Origin of the sequence: Sphingobium sp. BYY-5 (assembly GCF_022758885.1) — a bacterium.
Lineage (GTDB): Bacteria > Pseudomonadota > Alphaproteobacteria > Sphingomonadales > Sphingomonadaceae > Sphingobium.
This window is the reverse complement of the sequence record NZ_JALEBH010000001.1, coordinates 815,024-833,553: the sequence shown is the minus strand read 5'-3', so window position 1 is coordinate 833,553 and position 18,530 is coordinate 815,024. Positions and strand designations below refer to the sequence as shown.

Annotated in this window: 14 protein-coding genes and 1 tRNA gene; 13 read left to right on the top strand and 2 right to left on the bottom strand. The window is 59.0% G+C overall.

The features are described from left to right. Positions 1-6: 6 nt before the first annotated feature. Complete coding sequence (locus tag MOK15_RS04080; protein ID WP_242930435.1) at positions 7-1,659, bottom strand: electron transfer flavoprotein-ubiquinone oxidoreductase; 1,653 nt, start codon at positions 1,657-1,659, stop codon at positions 7-9. A 131-nt stretch (positions 1,660-1,790) separates the two neighbouring features. Here MOK15_RS04080 and MOK15_RS04075 point away from each other — a divergent pair, with 131 nt between their 5' ends. The 8 genes from MOK15_RS04075 (at position 1,791) to MOK15_RS04040 (ending at position 7,639) form a co-directional block, all read left to right on the top strand. Further along, complete coding sequence (locus MOK15_RS04075; protein ID WP_242930434.1) at positions 1,791-2,525, top strand: uracil-DNA glycosylase family protein; 735 nt, start codon at positions 1,791-1,793, stop codon at positions 2,523-2,525. Continuing rightward, positions 2,522-4,300, top strand: a complete 1,779-nt coding sequence (locus tag MOK15_RS04070) for a lytic transglycosylase domain-containing protein (protein ID WP_242930433.1) — start codon at positions 2,522-2,524, stop codon at positions 4,298-4,300. Before MOK15_RS04075 ends, MOK15_RS04070 begins: the two co-directional genes overlap by 4 nt. Then, positions 4,300-4,827, top strand: a complete 528-nt coding sequence (moaB, locus tag MOK15_RS04065) for a molybdenum cofactor biosynthesis protein B (RefSeq protein ID WP_242930432.1) — start codon at positions 4,300-4,302, stop codon at positions 4,825-4,827. The genes MOK15_RS04070 and moaB overlap by 1 nt, the downstream gene beginning before the upstream one ends. A gap of 79 nt (positions 4,828-4,906) precedes the next feature. Next, positions 4,907-5,671: a 4-hydroxy-tetrahydrodipicolinate reductase gene (dapB, locus tag MOK15_RS04060; protein ID WP_242930431.1), complete on the top strand. Its 765-nt coding sequence runs from the start codon at positions 4,907-4,909 to the stop codon at positions 5,669-5,671. Positions 5,672-5,676: 5 nt separating this feature from the next. Further along, entirely contained in the window at positions 5,677-6,324 is a 648-nt protein-coding gene (gene nth / locus MOK15_RS04055) for an endonuclease III (protein WP_242930430.1), read from the top strand. Between the two features lie 249 nt (positions 6,325-6,573). Continuing rightward, positions 6,574-6,960 carry a hypothetical protein gene (locus MOK15_RS04050; RefSeq protein ID WP_242930429.1) on the top strand — a complete coding sequence of 129 codons (387 nt, stop codon included), beginning with the start codon at positions 6,574-6,576 and terminating at the stop codon, positions 6,958-6,960. A 74-nt stretch (positions 6,961-7,034) separates the two neighbouring features. Beyond that, a tRNA-Arg gene (locus MOK15_RS04045) sits at positions 7,035-7,111 on the top strand. 375 nt (positions 7,112-7,486) lie between these two features. Then, the gene (locus MOK15_RS04040; RefSeq protein WP_242930428.1) at positions 7,487-7,639 is read left to right on the top strand and encodes a hypothetical protein; all 153 of its coding nucleotides are present in this window, start codon (positions 7,487-7,489) and stop codon (positions 7,637-7,639) included. Between the two features lie 44 nt (positions 7,640-7,683). Here the strand turns inward: MOK15_RS04040 and MOK15_RS04035 are convergent, their stop codons facing one another. Next, positions 7,684-8,271, bottom strand: a complete 588-nt coding sequence (locus MOK15_RS04035) for a LuxR C-terminal-related transcriptional regulator (protein WP_242930427.1) — start codon at positions 8,269-8,271, stop codon at positions 7,684-7,686. Between the two features lie 318 nt (positions 8,272-8,589). On the opposite strand from MOK15_RS04035, the gene MOK15_RS04030 reads away from it, so the two are divergent. The 5 genes from MOK15_RS04030 (at position 8,590) to MOK15_RS04010 (ending at position 18,530) form a co-directional block, all read left to right on the top strand. Then, positions 8,590-9,414, top strand: a complete 825-nt coding sequence (locus tag MOK15_RS04030) for a tyrosine-type recombinase/integrase (RefSeq protein WP_242930426.1) — start codon at positions 8,590-8,592, stop codon at positions 9,412-9,414. Between the two features lie 172 nt (positions 9,415-9,586). Next, positions 9,587-10,906, top strand: a complete 1,320-nt coding sequence (locus tag MOK15_RS04025) for an EAL domain-containing protein (RefSeq protein ID WP_242930425.1) — start codon at positions 9,587-9,589, stop codon at positions 10,904-10,906. A gap of 293 nt (positions 10,907-11,199) precedes the next feature. Beyond that, positions 11,200-12,426, top strand: a complete 1,227-nt coding sequence (locus MOK15_RS04020; protein ID WP_242930424.1) for a Hint domain-containing protein — start codon at positions 11,200-11,202, stop codon at positions 12,424-12,426. 138 nt (positions 12,427-12,564) lie between these two features. Then, entirely contained in the window at positions 12,565-16,950 is a 4,386-nt protein-coding gene (locus tag MOK15_RS04015) for a glycosyltransferase (RefSeq protein WP_242930423.1), read from the top strand. A gap of 308 nt (positions 16,951-17,258) precedes the next feature. Further along, positions 17,259-18,530, top strand: a complete 1,272-nt coding sequence (locus MOK15_RS04010) for an ammonium transporter (RefSeq protein WP_242930422.1) — start codon at positions 17,259-17,261, stop codon at positions 18,528-18,530.

Below are 18,530 nucleotides of genomic sequence, written 5' to 3'. Positions count from 1 at the left end.
AGGCGCTTACATATTGGGATAATTTGGTCCTCCGCCGCCTTCGGGAACGACCCAGTTGATGTTCTGGGTCGGGTCCTTGATGTCGCATGTCTTGCAATGGACGCAATTCTGCGCGTTGATCTGGAATTTGGGATCGCCCTCATCCAGCCCCACCACTTCATAGACGCCGGCGGGACAATAACGCTGCGCCGGTTCGTCATAAAGGGGGAGGTTGTAGCTGATCGGGATTGCCGGGTCTTTCAGTTGCAGATGGACCGGCTGATCCTCCTCATGATTGGTATTCGACAGGAACACCGATGTCAGGCGATCGAAACTGATGACATTGTCGGGCTTGGGATAGGCGATCTTCTCGCACTGTTCCTTGCGCCAGGTCTTCTCATTGTCGGGCTTGTGCTTCATCGTGAAGGGCAGGCCGATCTTGAGCGTGCGCATCCACATGTCGATGCCCGCCAGCAACGTGCCGATCGTGTTGCCAAACTTGCTCAGCAGCGGCTCGGCATTCTTGACCAGTTGCAATTCCGTTGCGATCCAGCTCGACCGCACACGATCATCATAATCGTGCAGCACGTCGCGGGCGCGCTCATTCTGGATCGCCTCGAACGCCGCTTCAGCCGCCAACATGCCGGATTTCATCGCGGTATGCGTCCCCTTGATCCGCGGCACGTTGACGAAGCCGGCCGAACAGCCGATCAGCGCGCCGCCGGGGAAGACCAGCTTTGGAATGGACTGCCAGCCCCCCTCATTGATCGCGCGCGCGCCATAGGAAACGCGGCGCCCGCCCTCCAGAAACTGGCGGATTGCCGGATGCTGTTTCCAGCGCTGGAACTCCTCGAACGGGTAAAGATGCGGGTTGCGATAGCCCAGCCCAACGACGAAGCCCAAAGCCACCTGACCATTAGCCTGATGATAGAGGAAGCCGCCACCATAGGCGTCGGTCAGCGGCCAGCCCTGCGAGTGGATGACCAGGCCCGGCTTGTGCTTGGCGGGATCGATATCCCACAATTCCTTCATGCCCAGGCCATAGACCTGCGGTTCGCAGTCGGCGTCCAGCGCGAACTGGCGCTTCAAAATCTTGGTCAGATGTCCGCGCGCGCCTTCGGCGAAGAAAGTATATTTGGCGTGCAGTTCCAGCCCCGGCTGATAATCGCCCTTATGCTCGCCATCGCGGGCGATGCCCATGTCGCCGGTCGCGACGCCCTTCACACTGCCATCCTCATTGTAGAGGATTTCCGCAGCCGCGAAGCCGGGGAATATCTCCACGCCCAGCCCCTCGGCCTGCTCAGCCAACCAGCGGCAGAGATTGCCCAGCGATCCGGTATAGGTGCCCTTATTGTGCATCCAGCCGGGCGTCATGATATGCGGCATCGCAATCTTGCCGCCCCTGGTCAGCCACCAATGCTGGTTGTCCGTCACCGGCACGTCCGCCAGCGAACAGCCCATGTCGCGCCATTCGGGCAGCAGTTCGTCCAGTGCCCTGGGATCGATCACCGCGCCCGACAGGATATGGGCGCCGATTTCCGACCCCTTCTCCAGCACGCAGACGGCCAGTTCCTGACCCGCATCGTTCGCCAACTGCTTCAGCCGGATCGCCGCAGACAGTCCCGCCGGTCCTCCGCCGACGATGACGATGTCATAGGGCATCGATTCCCGTTCGCTCATTCATCCCTCCTCCGGGCGATTGGCGGGCTGCACCCCGTGTCATCCAATCGCCGCATTACTCCAACACTTTACCATTAAAGGCGATGAAGCAGCTTGACCCGATCGTCAACCTCTGGCCCTAGATGATTGTGATGCGGGGAATAATGCAGGACAATGCGGCGCTGACCGCCGACGCCTATCTGGCGTGGTGGCAGTTGGCCGGCGTGGAGAGCGCCGTAGCGGAAGCGCCGCATAACTGGTTGCGCCCCGTGCCTGCGGCCGTTTCCGCATCCCACGCGCCGCAGCCGGCGGAAATCGCACCGCAAGCCAAACCGCAGGATCTTGAGGCCTTTCATTGCTGGCTCGAAAGCGAATCGAGCCATCCTGAACGACGCTGGCCCACGCCCCCCATCTACCCCTCCGGCGCCGTCGATTCACCATTGATGGTTGTCACTGACATGCCCGATGCGGCGGATGTCGCCGCCGGATCATTGCTTGCCGATCGCGAGGGCGTCCTGTTCGACGCCATGCTGCGCGCCATCGGGATCGATCGGGCGCAGGCCTATATCGCCTCCCTGTTTTTTGCCCGCCCACCCGGCGGCATGGTCGAAGCCGCCGATCTCGCCATTGCGGCCGCGCGGATGCGGACCCAGGTCCATCTGGCGCGGCCACGCCGGCTGCTGCTGCTCGGAGACCGGACGATCCGCGCATTGATGCCGACCGACAGCGGCGCCGTATCGGGCCATAGTTTACGCGATTTCAATCATGATGGCGGCACAGTGCCCGTCGTCGCCACCTTTCACCCCCGCCTGCTGCTCAGCCAGCCTGCGGCGAAGGCGGAATGCTGGCGCACCCTGCAAAGCCTGATCGAGGAAGATCGTCCGTGATTCGTGCCGCCACCTGCCTGGCCCTGCTAGCCCTGGGAACCGCAATGGCTACGCCGGCCGCGGCCGAAAGCGCCGAAACACTTCCAGGCTTGCCGATCGCGACGTCCGACACGTCACCGCTGGTTCTGAGCGACGGGGACAAGGCGCGCTATAATGCGATCTTTGCCGCCCTGCGCGCGGAAAGATGGATCGACGCCAAGGCGATGATCCAGACGCTCGATGCGCAGGACGCGGTGCGCGCCGTGGCGCTGTCGGAACTTTATCTTGCCCGTAACTCGCCCAAGGTCGAACTGTTCGACCTGCTCGACCTCATCAACAAGGCCGCATGGCTGCCCAAGGCCGATCAGTTGTCCCGTCTCGCGCAAAGGCGTGGGGCCACCATCCTGCCAACCCTGCCGCAAATCCAGAAGATGGTCTGGCTGGGCGCGGCGCCGCGCCGCCAATATGTCTCCCCAACCAAAACCGATATGCTTGCCCAGGCACTTGCCGGGCGGATACAGGGTTTCGTCAAGAATGACGATCCGATCGGCGCCGAAGGCCTGCTCACTACCGGCGAAGCGGGCCTGACCCCGGAGGGCCTGACCGAAGTGCGGCAGCGCGTCGCCTGGGCCTATTATATCGAGAATGACGACAGCAACGCCCGGCGCATGGCCGCCCGCGCGCTGGAAACCCGCATGGGCGGCGACTGGACGGTGCAGGCGCACTGGACAACGGGCCTCGCTTCCTGGCGTCAGAATGATTGCCGGACGGCCGCGCCCGCCTTCGCCAATGTCGCGGCCTTCGCGACAGATGCGGATATGCGCTCGGCCGGCGCCTATTGGGCGTCGCGCGCCTATATGGTCTGTGGCGAAGCGGAAAAGGTTGAGAATTACCTGAAACTCGCGGCGCGTTCGGAGGAGACCTTTTACGGCCTGCTCGCTCGTGAATCGCTGGGACTGCCCCTGGGCAGCGCACCGGTCGGCAGCCGGTTCGGTGCGCTGGAATGGCAAAAGCTGAAGAACAGCCCCAATGCCCGCGCCGCCATCGCGCTTTCGGCGATCGGCGAAAATGGTCGAGCCGACGAGCTGCTCCGCTATCAGGCGAAGATCGGCGGCAGCGACCAATATGACGCGCTGTTGCGCCTTTCCAGCGCGCTCAACCTGCCGGCAACCCAGCTTTACCTCGCGCATAACGGACCCGCCGGCACCCAGCCCGGCAGCTTTGCCCGCTTCCCCGCGCCCGACTGGCGTCCCGATGGCGGCTGGCGCGTCGATCCGTCGCTGATCTTCGCCCATACTCTGCAAGAGTCGGGCTTTCGCACCGATGTCGTCAGCAGCGCGGGCGCGCGCGGCCTGATGCAGGTCCGCCCCGGCACGGCGGGAGATGTCGGCATGACCTCCACGTCCCAGCTCTTCGTGCCGTCGACCAACATGGAATATGGCCAGCGCTATCTGGAAGCGCTGCGCGACATGAGCGCCACCGGTGGCCTGCTGCCCAAGGTGATGGCCGCCTACAACGCCGGTCCGCTGCCGGTCCAGCGCTGGAACACCCAGGTCAAGGACAAGGGCGATCCGCTGCTTTTCATCGAATCGCTGCCCTATTATGAAACCCGCGCCTATGTGAACATCGTCATGCGCAACTACTGGATGTACCAGATTCAGGCGAAGGGCAGCGCCGATTGCCTGACGGGCATGGCGCAGGGGCTGTGGCCGACCTTCCCCAACGCCAAGGGGGTGAAGCTCGTGCGCCTCAGTAAGGCGGACGGCCGCGCTGCCATGGGTGGCGGCTCCAACTGATGCCGATCGATGAGAGCCGGACCTTCATTCCCATTCGGATCGCCGTCCTCACCGTCTCCGACACGCGCAGCCTGGCGGAGGATCGTTCCGGCGACGCGCTGGTCGAACGGCTGGAAGGCGCGGGACATGTCCTGGCGGCGCGCCATATCGAGAAAGACGACAAGTCTACCATTGTCGCCCGGCTGAATATCTGGATTGATGATCCGCAGATCGACGTCATCCTCACCACCGGGGGCACAGGCGTCACCGGACGCGACGTGACGCCGGAGGCGCTGGCACAGGTGCAGGACAAGGAAATCCCCGGCTTTGGCGAACTGTTCCGTTGGCTCAGCTATCAAAGCATCGGCACATCGACCATCCAGTCCCGCGCCACTGCCTGCGTCGCGCGCGGCACCTATATCTTCGCGTTGCCCGGCTCGACCGGCGCGGTGAAGGACGCCTGGGACGGCATTCTCGTCACCCAGCTCGACAATCGTTTCCGCCCCTGCAATTTCGTCGAACTGATGCCGCGCCTGACCGAACGCTGACCGGGGCGTTTGCACGGGGATGACAAAGCGCCGTCGCTCTGGCATCGCGCCTGTCACAGCATTCAGGACAAGCAACATCATGACCAGCATCGGGATATTCGGAGCCGCCGGCCGCATGGGCCGCGCCATCGCCACCGTGGCGGCGGAATCCGGCCTCGGCATTGCCGGCGGCACGGGTCGCAGCAATGGCGGCGAACTCGCGCCGGGCATCGCCATTACCGCCGATCCGCTTGCATTGGCCGAAGCAAGCGATGTGCTGATCGACTTTTCGATCCCCAGCGCCCTCTCCGCCCATCTCGACGCCTGCATTACCGCGAAAAAGCCGATCCTGATCGGCACCACTGGCCTGGAGCCGGTTCATCACGCCCTGATCGATCAGGCGGCCAGAGTCATTCCCGTGCTCCAGACCGGCAACACGTCGCTGGGCGTCAACCTGCTCGCCGCATTGGTCGAAAAGGCCGCCGCCGGCCTTGGCGATGATTGGGACATCGAGATCGTCGAGATGCATCACCGGCACAAGGTGGACGCCCCCTCCGGAACCGCGCTGTTGCTGGGCGAAGCTGCGGCTCGCGGACGCGGCGTCGTGCTTGCCGAGAAGAGCGAACGCGGCCGCGACGGCATCACCGGCGCGCGGGCCAAGGGCGCGATCGGCTTCGCTGCCTTGCGCGGTGGGTCGGTCGCCGGCGATCATCAGGTCATTTTCGCGACCGAAGGCGAACGGATCGAACTGGGCCACCGCGCCGAAAACCGCGCCATCTTCGCCCGCGGCGCGATCAAGGGTGCGCAATGGCTGCTGGGTCAAAGCGCGGGTCGCTACGACATGAAGGGCGTGCTGGGTCTCTGACGCGCATGAACAAAGCCCAGATCTTCGACTTTTTCAGCCGCCTCGCGGAGGATAATCCCGCGCCGCGCACCGAGCTGGAATATGGCAATGACTATCAGTTGCTGGTCGCCGTCGTGCTATCCGCGCAGGCGACCGATGTCGGCGTCAACAAGGCGACACGCGCCCTGTTCCGCGATGTCACCACGCCGCAGCAAATGATCGATCTCGGCGAAGAAGGCTTGAAGCAGCACATCAGGACCATCGGCCTGTTCAACGGCAAGGCGAAGAATGTCATCGCCCTGTCCGAAATCCTGGTCCGTGACTTCGGTGGAGAGGTGCCGCAGGATCGCGATACGCTGACCACCCTGCCCGGCGTCGGGCGCAAGACCGCCAATGTCGTGGTGAACACCGCTTTCGGGCAGGAGACTTTCGCGGTCGACACCCATATTTTCCGTGTCGGGAACCGCACCGGCCTGGCCCCCGGCAAGACGGTGCTGGCGGTCGAACAGAAGCTGGACAAGGGCGTGCCGGGACCGTTCCGCCGCGATGCCCATCATTGGCTGATCCTGCACGGCCGCTATGTCTGCAAGGCGCGGCGTCCCGAATGCTGGCGCTGTATCGTGGCGGATTTGTGCCGCTATAAGCCGAAGACGCCCGCTCCCAAGGCCGCTTAGCCCCTCCTCCATTATCTCCTGGTTCAGTCGCCTTATACCGAGCGGCGTAGAGAATGACTCATCAAGATCGACTGGTTGCTGTTCCCCGGCGAAGGCCGGGGTCCAGTTCCACGGTTCGAACTGGACCCCGACCTTCGCCGGGGAACAGGCCAGCATGAGTTCTCATCAATGCATCTTGGTATTATGCTATAAAGTGACGGAAATCGGCGGTCCGTGCCGTCGAATCGCCAGGATAAGAGGAGAAAAACCATGTCCGTCCGTCACCCGGCCCGCCTGGCTCTGGGTCTTATTCTCGCTTGCGGTATCGCTCCAGCGATCGCGAAGGACACCCCGGATCCCTATGTGGCCAAGGGAGAAGCGGTTGATTGCATTCCGATCCAATCGATCCGGTCGACCAATGTGCGGGATGACCAAAGGATCGATTTCGTGATGAACGGCAGAAAAATCTACCGTAACACCCTGCCCAACACTTGTCCCAGCCTGGGTTTCGAGAAGCGTTTCTCCTACCGTACCAGCCTGTCCCAGCTCTGCTCGGTCGATATCATCACCGTGCTGTGGAATGCCGGCCCCGGCCTCCAGCCGGGTGCAAGCTGCGGCCTCGGTAAATTCCAGCCGATGGAAAAGGCTGCAAAATAAGATCGTCAGCAGACGATTTTGGTGCTGGCGCAGCACGATGGACTTTGCTAACCGCGCCTTCTGACCAGCGTCACGCACCCATAGCTCAGCTGGATAGAGCGTTGCCCTCCGAAGGCAAAGGCCAGAGGTTCGAATCCTCTTGGGTGCACCATTTCTCCCCTGCGATTGACCTTTGCAGTGTCCGCGACGTTGCCTGTCCGCTTGCGCGCCTCTCGTGAAGTCACGCGGCATGGCTGCAATCCATTTTCGATGTCAGGCAATTAATTATCCGTTATTAATTGATAAATTCATTACGGACCCATATCGATTTGACTAGTTTTTCCTATATTATTACGCGAGCAATGGATCGCTGCTAATAAGCAGAAACCTATTTCAACAACAAAGGGGCATAATCTCCGCCAAGCTGCCAATGGATGCAAAAGCAATATATGAATCTTTTCGGCAACGCCGCTTGTCTTTTCCCGGCCTCCTTCAGGACGGCCCTACCTTAACTGATATCAATATCCGAAAGGTCCTACCGACCGGGATGGTCGTGACTGGAAGCTATATCCCGCGCCATAATGCCCAAGTAACGGTTTTCGTCGACCATTATGCCGTCGAAGGCATCGTTATGGTGCGCAACGACATCCAATGTTCGATCAAGTTTCTCCGACCGGTCGAACTCGACGACCCCTACTGAAAGGCTATTCTGGACAGGAACGAAGACGGATGTAGCCGATCGCCTCAATATCCGGCTTCTATGGCCAACCGAATGGCATCGGCTGCCTTCGTCACCCCCAATGCCTTGAGCAGGCCAGCCTTGTGCATTTTCACAGTGCGCTCCGAAAGATTCAGCGCATGGGCAATTTGTTTATTGAGTTGCCCCGCGGCCATGAGGACCATCACCTCGCGTTGCCGCCTGCTCAACAACGCCATCCGCTTTTGTGCGTTTGAACGCCTCGCGACATGTCCCAGTTTGGGATCCTCAATCTCCGTCAACGATCCCAGGAAATAGAGCAACGCACCCGTCTCGTCGAAAATCGGGACGACCAGCACGGCGTTGCGGAACGGCGTTCCGTCCTTCTTATAATTGAGGATTTCCATCAGGATCGGGCGACGGTCACGAATTGCGGCACGCAGGTTTTCGGCCAGCCAAGGCTCCGTAGCGTCCCCCGCGAGCAAACAGCAACTGCCCCCCACCACCTCCTCACGGGTATAGCCGGTCAGCGTCTCGAACGCCGCATTGCATTCCACAATCGGATTATCGACCTGCTGCGGATCACAGATCAGAGCCGCGATCGGACTCGATCCAATCAAATCTACCAGGGACATACCAAAGCCATAAAAGCGACCGCTTCCATGCACTTTAGGACATGTTGCCGCATGAAATCAATCCGCGCAGGGCAGGCCTGCCAACGCCGCGCAACTTTAGGGGAGAAGCATCTTCGATCGACCAAAGAACCGCAGTACATGTCCCTTTGCCACGCCCTTCAACAAGGGCCTGGACGGCTGAAATTTCACAATTTCCACAAGATTATTCGCATAAATAAATAGAATATTTCATCGGATATCTGGAATAAATCCCAGATTAGCGAATAGATAAAATAACTATCCATCCATACGCACTTAATATTACCAAGAATAAGAGGAATGCGTGAAATTCGCAAATGCCAACGATCAGATCAAAAAACGGCACCGAATCACGTACAAAACCAAAAACAAGGTCGCGCAAAGGTTAAGTTCATGAAATATAATGTAAATGTATGTTACAAAATAGTCAATTCTGTATCAACGATGTCCGAGAGGCATTTTGATAACCGAGAAAATGGCAATCTCCCTTATGTCAAAGAACATAAAATGGAGGTGAACGTGCCTTGGTCAATGCATGACAGGGGTGGGCAACGAAAATATCTTACGAACAACGAGACTGTATCATTCTTATCTGTAGCAAAGAGTGAAAGTATAGATGTATATAGCTTTTGCTGGTTCCTGGCCGTAACCGGTTGCAGGATTTCAGAAGCGCTCTCAATCGGGGTAGAGAGTATAGATTTTTCTTCTGGTCATGTAATTATCAAATGCCTGAAGAAGCGTCATAGCGCGATTTTCCGAGCTGTTCCCCTTCCACTCAAGATGCTTGATCGGCTTCAGGAATGGGTGAGGAAAGGGAAGCTCAGCAAGGATGGCCGTTTCTGGCCCTGGTCGCGGATGACGGCCTATCGAAAAGTGACGGGAGTAATGGAAAAGGCACGGATTTCCGGGCCTTGGGCTGTGCCAAAAGGATTGCGTCACGCCTTTGGCGTTCGTGCGATCCATTCAGGCGTACCCCTCAATCTGGTGCAACGCTGGCTTGGTCATGCCGATATGAAGACTACGGCTATCTATGCCAATGCGAGCGGCTCTGAGGAGCGTGAGATTGCGGCTAGGGCCTGGTTGAGCGAAGATTCGACTTATGAACTCAAGCGTGCAGCTGCGTAAAGATGGTAAATGGAATCGGTCATCCGGATAGGAAAATTTGCCGTATATGACCAGTTTTCAAGGTTAACGTAATCGACGCGGCGAATAATTTTTGTCATTGAAAATCATTGCGCTTGCGTGATGTTACAGAATTGACTATTCTGTCACTCGACCAGTTGATCCAGGAGGCGACATGGCCAGCACGGAGGCGGATGACACGGGACATGTGATCGACTGCTTCTGCGCAGGCGGTCTCGTTCTCGCTTTACGGATCGACAACCTCGATCTGATCCGTTCGGCCTATGGCGAGGCCGCTGCTTTCGCTGCACGCGATGCGGTTGCCTCGCTCCTTGACCGCCATTTTCCGGGTGCGCAGATTCAACCGTCATCCGGCGCCGTGATCGCCGCGTCGATCCCGGCGGCTTCCTGGGCGCAGCTACCCAGTCTCTCGTCCGTTATCGATGGATTCTGCCAACTCGTCATGGCGAGGCCGGTCGAATTTGATGGCGAGCGCTTTTTGTTGTCAGTGACCATAGGCTATGATCTCGTTTCCGATACCGACAGCGCGGGGGACATCGCTGCTCTTTCGGCTGCACAGGTAATGTTGTGCGCCACCAAGAGCCCCGCCGAACATCCCGTGACGATAGAAGCGGATTGGACCGAGCAATATCGCTCAGACATGGAAGCGGCAGTTGCTCTGCTTGATCGTGTCGACCGCGGCGAAACCCATTTCGTATGGCAGCCCATTTGCAACGCGATCGCACAGGAAGCTGCCCTTTATTATGAAGCGCTGCTCCGGATGGTGTCGACCGACGGCCAGCAACTGACGTGCGGCGCCTCTATTGGCGCGATGGAACGGATCGGTCTGGCCCGCGTGCTGGACCAACGCGCCATGTCCATCATTCTCGATGAACTGGAAGCTGATCCGCTCGTCTGTCTTGGCCTCAACATTTCCGGGCAAAGCGCCTCTTTCCATCTCAACGGCTATAATAGTAGCTGGTCGAACCTGCGGGATCGTCTTTCCCGTGATCGCAGTCTGGCGCGGCGATTGGTGATCGAGATTACAGAAACCGCACCTCCACCCTCACTGCTGGAGGCGGTTGAGTTCGTCAGCGAGCTGCGCGCTCTGGGATGCAGGGTGGCGATCGATGACTTTGGCGCGGGCCATACCTCCACACGTCAGATTCTCGCGCTCAATCCCGACATTGTGAAGATCGACGCCTTTTTCCTGCGCGCAGCGTCGCGTTCTGCACGCCCCTATGCGACTTTCGAGCATCTGGTCGGACTGGCGCAATCGCTGGTCGATACGGTCGTCGTCGAAGGTGTGGAAACCATTCAGCAGCGGGATGCCGCCTGCGCTCTGGGTGTCACCTGGCTGCAAGGATATCACCTCGGCCGTCCCAGCCTGACGCGCGTCTGGGTCGATTGGGATTATCGCGACAGCCTGCGCAAATTGATGGAATTCCGGTCCCTGTTTCAGCCGCCCGATGGCGACACGCAGAGGGCCGCCTGAATGATGCGTACATTCTTTACCCAATCCAGGAGTGGCCAAGCAATTGCCCAGGAAACCGCCTCGACGGTTCCTGTCTATATCCTGGCAGGCTTCGCGCTGAATCAAGCGACGAACCAATCCTGGTCAACAATCACCCGTCTGCCGGAAAAGGAATAATCATATAAATCCAGTTTGAGCCTAAAAAAGTTCATTTTGGACAAACAAGCAATATCATTACTTACATAACAAACAATAAAATGGGTCCGCATGCTGATTGAACGTTAAATTGAATGTCCACTTAAGGGAGATAGACAATGGCGATTCTAGGTATAGACCTTGGTAGCAGCGATCAGACGATCAACAGCAGCAATGCTGATGCGACTAACACCATCAATCTTACTGCCGTTGGGTCGCATACGCTGACCGTGGATGGTGTCAGCGCAACAGTCGGTTCATTTGCGAATGTCAGCGCCGCTGCAGCCCCTTCTTTCGCGGCAATCAACGGCGGTAGTCTCACAGTCGATTATGGTGTTGCGGGCGTATCCGCACTCACCGCAGTATCCTATAATGTCGGTGACTCGTCGAGCATTTCGGTAACCGGCCCCGCTCTGCTGGGGGTTACTCTCGGAACCCAGACGGTCAATTTCTCTGGCAACGGCTCCGGTTCCTTCGCCTATACCAAGGGGCTGATCGACACCGTCAGTTCGTTCAACGTGAATGGTTTCAGTTGGGGCGATAGCCTGGGAGCCAGCGGCTACGACTTCGATAACTTCACCTATGATTCAGTGTCGGGCAACGCCACACTGGTTTTGGAGCGTGGCCTGTTCGGTGCCGACAAGTTCACCTACAATATCAACGGCATCAACGCATCACTGGCGGCGGCGATCCAGGCCAATCCGTCGAGTTTCTTCAACAGCAGCACAGATGTATTCACCGCACCGGTCTGCTTCCTGCGCGGCACGTTGATCGAAACGGACAATGGCGAAATTGCCGTGGAAGATATCCAGGCTGGCGACAAGGTACGCGGACGCAGCGGTATGCGCGAAGTTCGCTGGGTCGGCTATCGTCATGACTGGGTGGAAAACATCCCCTCGGACAAACTGGACGATTTCTGGCCCATTCTTGTCAAGAGAGATGCGGTAAGCGAAAATGTGCCGAGCAAGGACATTCGCGTGTCGCCCTGGCATCATCTCTATGTCGACGGCGTGCTTATCCGCGCCAAGGATCTAGTGAACGGTTCCACCATCGTCGCTGACAAGGGCATGAAGCGGCTCTCCTATTATCATATCGAACTCGATCAGTTCGACGTGATCCACGCTCATGGCATCTATTCGGAATCCTACACCGATGGCGGCAATCGTGACTTCTTCCACAATGCCGACGTCACCAGCCTGAAGCCAGAAGACCGGACCCGCCGCGAAGGCAGCCGTCCCGGCTTCCACGCTGTACGCGATCAGCAGACGATCGATGCCATCCACAAGCGTTTGGCTGATCGGGCGATCCAGCTCGATGAAGCGCTTCCGCTCAAGCGCTCCGCCTGACGCATACTTCCGCGCCGGTCTTCCAACGACCGGCGCGGATATTTCCGACAATGCACAGCTCTGGCGACCGGCCGGGATGAGGATGAAATGGATCAGCACGTCGCATCTTTCCCCAACGTCCCGTCGATCGAAGAGAATATGGAATCAGCGCCTTCCTGTGTTGAAGACCATGCGCCCATTGCCAGCGCTTCCCAGCTACCAGCCGTCATAACCAACCCGGACCCGCTCAAGGGAGCGACCATTGTCGCCTATCCGGACTATACGGCAACCAATCCCTATCAGAATGGCCTGTACGGCGCTTTCCGATCGAAGGGCAGCGTCGAATTCGGGACCATCCAACGCGCGCTGGAACTCGTCTTCGCAGCGGAGCATAATCAGCGGACCATCTTCCACCTCCATTGGCCCGATCCGCTCTTCTCCGACGTTGTCGATGGTTTCGACTATCAGGTTCGCGCCAGCAATTTCCTCCAAGCGGTGAAAGCCTTCAAGGCGGCGGGCGGCATCTTCCTGTGGACGGTTCACAACCGACTGCCGCACGATACGCAGTTCGGGACATTGGTCACAGAATTTCATCGCCATCTGGCGGAAACGGCCAACCTCATCCATCTCCATAGCGAATCCGCCCTGGCAGAGGTGCGTGAACTTTATGCACTTGATGAACGCAAATGCGTCATCATACCGCATGGCAGCTATGAGGGATGTTACGGGCAGGCTGTCAGCAAATATCAGAGCCGGCAATTGCTCGGCCTCAAGGATGTCGACTCGCTGGTCCTCTTCTTCGGTCAGATCCGACCATATAAGGGGCTGGATGAACTGATCCGCGCCTTCCATGCCATCACCAGCCGTGCCGATCGGGATCAGGTTCATTTGCTCATCGCCGGAAAGCCGATGGGCGGTTTTACCGCCGGACATGCCCGGCTGATGGAAGAGAATAATCCCCGCATCCATATTCTGGACGGCTTCGTTCCGGATTCAAAAGTGCCGCTGCTCTTTGGCGCGGCCGATATCATCGCCTTACCTTATCGGGATGTTCTGACATCCGGCAATCTCATGCTTGCCGCCAATTACGGCAAGCCCGTCGTCGCGCCCCGTCTGCCCGCCCTGTCGCTGGTGGATGAAGCGGATCTTGGCATTCTCTATGAACCGGACGTGCCCGGTGCCCTGACCGATGCACTGGAGCAAGCTCTTGATCTCGATCACGAGAAACGCGCCGCGATATCGATTGCCGGACGAAAATTATCCTCCGGTCGGGCCTGGAGCAAGATCAGCGACATTCTCCGCGACACCTTGATCCAATCGATCGCCCCACAGACGGAAACGATCCGCGTGGGCCGCAAGACTCGAACCGTGGAGACCATACGCAAGTCGGGTGGCCCGGCACAGATCGGTCTTGGCATCATCGGTAGCGGCAATGTCGATCAGATCGGCGAGCAATTATCCGAGCTGCACAAGCTGACTGACGCAAGCGTCAATGTTTATATATTCGACGATTGCTCCGGTGGCGTTCCGCATTACGGCTTGCAAACGATGGCTGACGTTCTGGTCTATGCCGATGCCCGAAAGGGAACAGCCGCAGCGACCAATATATTGCTGTCCATCATGCGCGACGATGGATGCGAGCATGTGCTGCTCCTGGATCCCAACGTGCACCTTGACGCAGATGCCCTGTCCACCCTGCTGTCCGTTCGCCGCGACAATGCGATCGTCTCCGCTGTCATCGTCGGTGACAATGGGCGGATCGCTCATGGTGGCTATCGTAGTTTCCACGATCACTCCGGCTGTCTGGAGACAGAGCCTCTATTGGCGGGGGACGATCCTCTGGTGGAACGCGATGCCTACACCGCTCACGCGCTGGATCATCGCGTTCTGTTCTTTCCAATAGCCGCAATCGATCAGATCGGCTTACTTTCCGAAGAGCTGTCCGCTTCCCATGCGGTGCTGGACTGGAGCATGGCGGCCAAGCGAAAAGGGATGGCGCTGGTTGTCGAGCCAAGCATCGCCGCGCGCAACCTGCAACCGGCCTCGCCGAATCCCTTCCCAGGCATCGACGTCATTTATAATGAGATCCGGGGCCGATTTCAGCTTGCTCGCAAATGGGCGCGAAAAAATCAGCAAGTCGCCCCCGACATTATCCTCGACCGGCTAGAGTGCCATTATATCGCGCCATTGCGCAAGGCGATCGCCAAAGCGGCCTCTGAGTTTCTGCCGCTGTTCGAACGTTGCGTGGAAGCCGGGGTGGAGGATGCCAAGGCGGATGCCAAGGGCATGATCGACGTCAGTCAACGGATCGATATAATTCAACGGCCGGATGAATGCGAGAACGTCGGACGCATCGACCGCAAGGACAAGGCCCAGTTGTGCGGCTGGATCGCTGAACGGGATTCATCCCAGGCGGGCGAATGGCGACCGGGTTCGGCCTGGTTGTTTCGGGACGGCAAACCCCATGCCCCCATCTTGCCATCGCTCGCCCGCACCGATGTCGCGGACGCCGGCTATTGCGAAGGAACCGGTTTCACCCTGCCCTTTCCGCGTCGTTTAGGAGAGGACCGACATGCCTACGAGATCCGTACTCTTGCGGACGGGCGTCGCTTGCCCGTCTCCGACACGATCAACGGGGATGTCTGGAGTTCAAGCCATATTTTCGGTCAGCCCCAAGAACCGTATATCAGGGCCCATATCGACAGTGTCGCCGATGGACTGCTTCAGGGATGGGTTGCCGATCTCGCTCATCCCGATGTCAAAATAGGCCTCGACATTCGCATCGAGCATGAGGCGATTGCTGAAAATCTATGCGCCGATATTTACCGGGAAGATCTCAAACGGGCGCGCATCGGTGATGGGCGCCACGGCTTCGCACTGCGGCTGCAAAACAGGCATTTGTTGCAGGAAAATCTGCACGTCGAATTGCGTTTGACCGGAAATGATGCGTGCCTCACCAAAACGACCATCGCCGTACAGAACGACAATCGCGGTTTTTCGCCCTATTTCTCGATGCGCGACTTCCTGCAATGGGCCTATTGCGAGGATAGGATGGGCGCTGGCCGATCGGAACTGGCGACCAGTCTGCTGCGGCAGTTTGAAATGGAAAAGCGCCTGCTCAAACAGCGGGCGGATCAACTGAATATAACCGACCTTGTGTCGGTCATCATGCCCGCTTTCAACCGTGCGGACATCATCAGTGCCGCGATCCAGTCCGTGCTGGAGCAGAGTTATAGACATTTTGAGCTGATTATCGTCGATGATGGCAGCACGGATGACACCGCTGCGGTCGTTGCAAGCTTCGATGATCCCCGCATCACCCTCCTTTGCTTGCCCAGCAATCAAGGCGTTTCCGCGGCGCGCAACCACGCCCTGCATGAGGCCAAGGGCGAAATCATCGCCTATCTTGATTCCGACAATCAATGGGATGCGGATTATCTCGCCATCATGACGGCCTGCCTGACGGATCGTCCCGGCTATCAATCCGCCTATGCCGGACAGATCGTCTACCAGACCGTGCCCACAAACGGCGGGCACGGTAGCAAGATCGAACAGAAATCGATCCGGCTTTGCCCCTTCAATCGCAGCAGGCTTGAAGAGCGCAACTTCATCGACCTGAACATCTTCGTGCATCGTCGGAAGCTGCATGGCCTTCACGGCGGGTTCGACGATCAGCTTCGCCGGCTCGTCGATTGGGAACTGATCCTACGCTACACAAAGGACTGGCCCCCATTGATGGTCCCGGCGTTGCTGGGGAGCTATCATGCCGGGAAGGCACATAATCAGATCACAGAGACGGAAGATTTCAACAGAAATCGTGCCCGCTTGCGGATCGCTACGCCGGCAATGTCGATCCAGACCACTGCACACGCAGCCCGTGGCCTGGATATCGTCGTGCTTTGCTCGTCGGAACAGGATCTGCGTATCTGGACTCAAGCCAATCGCAACCTGCTCGACTCGACGGTCGGCACCGTCGTCGGCGTCTGGAACGATGAATCGGGCGTTCGCAGTTGCACCTTTGACGCCCAGCAGAGCAAGAATGAGACCGACTTGGCCTGGGACGTCGAGAAGTTGGCTACGATCACCGGCGCCTTTGAGCGCATTAGCGCTTCCGACGTGATCCGCCCCCTGCTCATTGCCAGGAGCGACCATGCCATTCGCGGCGATTGGGCCAGGCTGTTCGACCGGCTGCCGTCACTCCAGAGCATTTCGGCCGCCACCGGCAGGCTGTACCAACGATCGACCCATTCACGTTTCGGCAGCGTCTACCACGATCTGATGCCGGAAAAGATCAAGAGCCATATCCAGGATTGGGCAATCAGCCCATCGCTTGCAGGGCAGAAGAGCCGGGTCATTCCGCGCGAATATCTCTTCATTCCCGCTGACAATGTTGAACGGATGCGTATCTCGGCGGGGCTTACGCGGGATATCGACGACATGATGGATCGCTATTTCGACTCCTTCGCGCTGACTGACGTCTCCTGCATCTATGCACCGGACCTGATCGCCTGCCATCGCGACGATATACTGCTGTGGTCTTCCTGAACATGATCGATCGCGGGACATTTACCGCGATCCTCGCTTAGGTTCCGCACCCCCCGACCTGCGGAGCCATCCCCGGCGGAGTGCCCCCCGAAAATCGCTTCAAGCGATAGCGCCGCCGGGGATTTCTTTGCCAGCCGTCGCCTCTATGGTCGATGCACCCCATATAGATTGCTCCACATTGGGGAAAATCATGCGGAGTGCCCTAACACCGGTCATCGGGCATCTACGGCATTGATGCGGCGGCACCTTATCAAATTCTTCACCCCGAATGGCTAGGAGAACCCATCGTCGATTTTCCGGACCCAACGATGCGCCTTCCTTCGATTCTTTCCTTCCTGGTCATGCTGGCAGCACCACAGGCCGCCTTTGCGCAGGTCGCCGTGGCTGACAGCGGCGATACGGGATGGATGATACTATGCGCGCTGCTGATGCTGGTCGCGGCTTTGCCGGGCCTGATGTTGCGTCATGCGGGTCAAACCAATGTCCGCAACGCCCTGTCGGTCATGACGCAGGGCACAGGCGTGATGGCAGTGGTGTCGCTAGGCTGGGCAATCGTCGGATATAGCCTCGTCTATGCGCCGGGCAGCGATTTGCTGGGCGGTGGTGCCAATATCCTCCTCGCCAATCTGGGGCAGTTGCGCGATGGCCTAACCGTACCGGAATCGGCCTTTGTTCTGTTTCAGATGGGTCCAGCACTGATCGCCGTCAGTCTGCTAGTCGGCGCGGTGGCGGAACGAATACGGATCGGCTGGCTTCTCCCCTTCGCTTTTCTTTGGCTGCTGCTGGTCTATGTGCCTGTCGCCCACGCCATATGGGCCGGAGGCTGGCTGGCCAATCTGGGCGTCATGGACTTCGCCGGAGGCCTGGTCGTCCACATGGTCGCAGGCTTTTCCGCCCTTGCCCTCACCTTGATCGCCGGCGCACGGCGCGAACGGTCCAATGCCGGCCATAGCGCCGTGCTGAGCATCACGGGGAGTGCGCTGGTCTGGATCGGCCTGTCGGGCCTGGTTGGCGGATGGGCGCTGGGGGCGACCGACGCCGCCGCGACGGCTCTGCTGAACTATCATTTCGCCGCCTGCGCCGCCGCGCTGGTCTGGGCCTTGCTCGATCGTCTGCTAGGCGCGCGGAGCAGCGCGACCGGCGTGCCGTCAGGCGCTCTGGCGGGCATTGCCGCCATCTCCGCTTCGGCCGCGCTGGTCGGAACCGGTGGCGCCATGATGATCGGCGCAATCGCGGCGCTCGTCTGCCGCCTGGGCGCGAGCATCATAAACCGGCGAGTCGACGATAACGCGAGCATCTTCATCATCCATGGGCTGGGTGGCGCGACGGGTGTGTTGCTGCTCCCGCTCTTCGCCCTGCCCCTACTCGGCGGCGTCGGTTTCGACGCGAATATCAGCCTGTCGGGGGCGCTGACGAGTCAGGCCATCGGTCTCGTCATTGTTGCGCTCTGGGCGATGGTCGGCAGCGCCATCGCCGCGCTGACCGTGTCCATCATCATCCCGATGCGAGTTGATGCACAAACGGAGGCAGAGGGACTCGACGCCGCGCAGCATGGTCAACAGGGCTGGGATTTCCGCTAA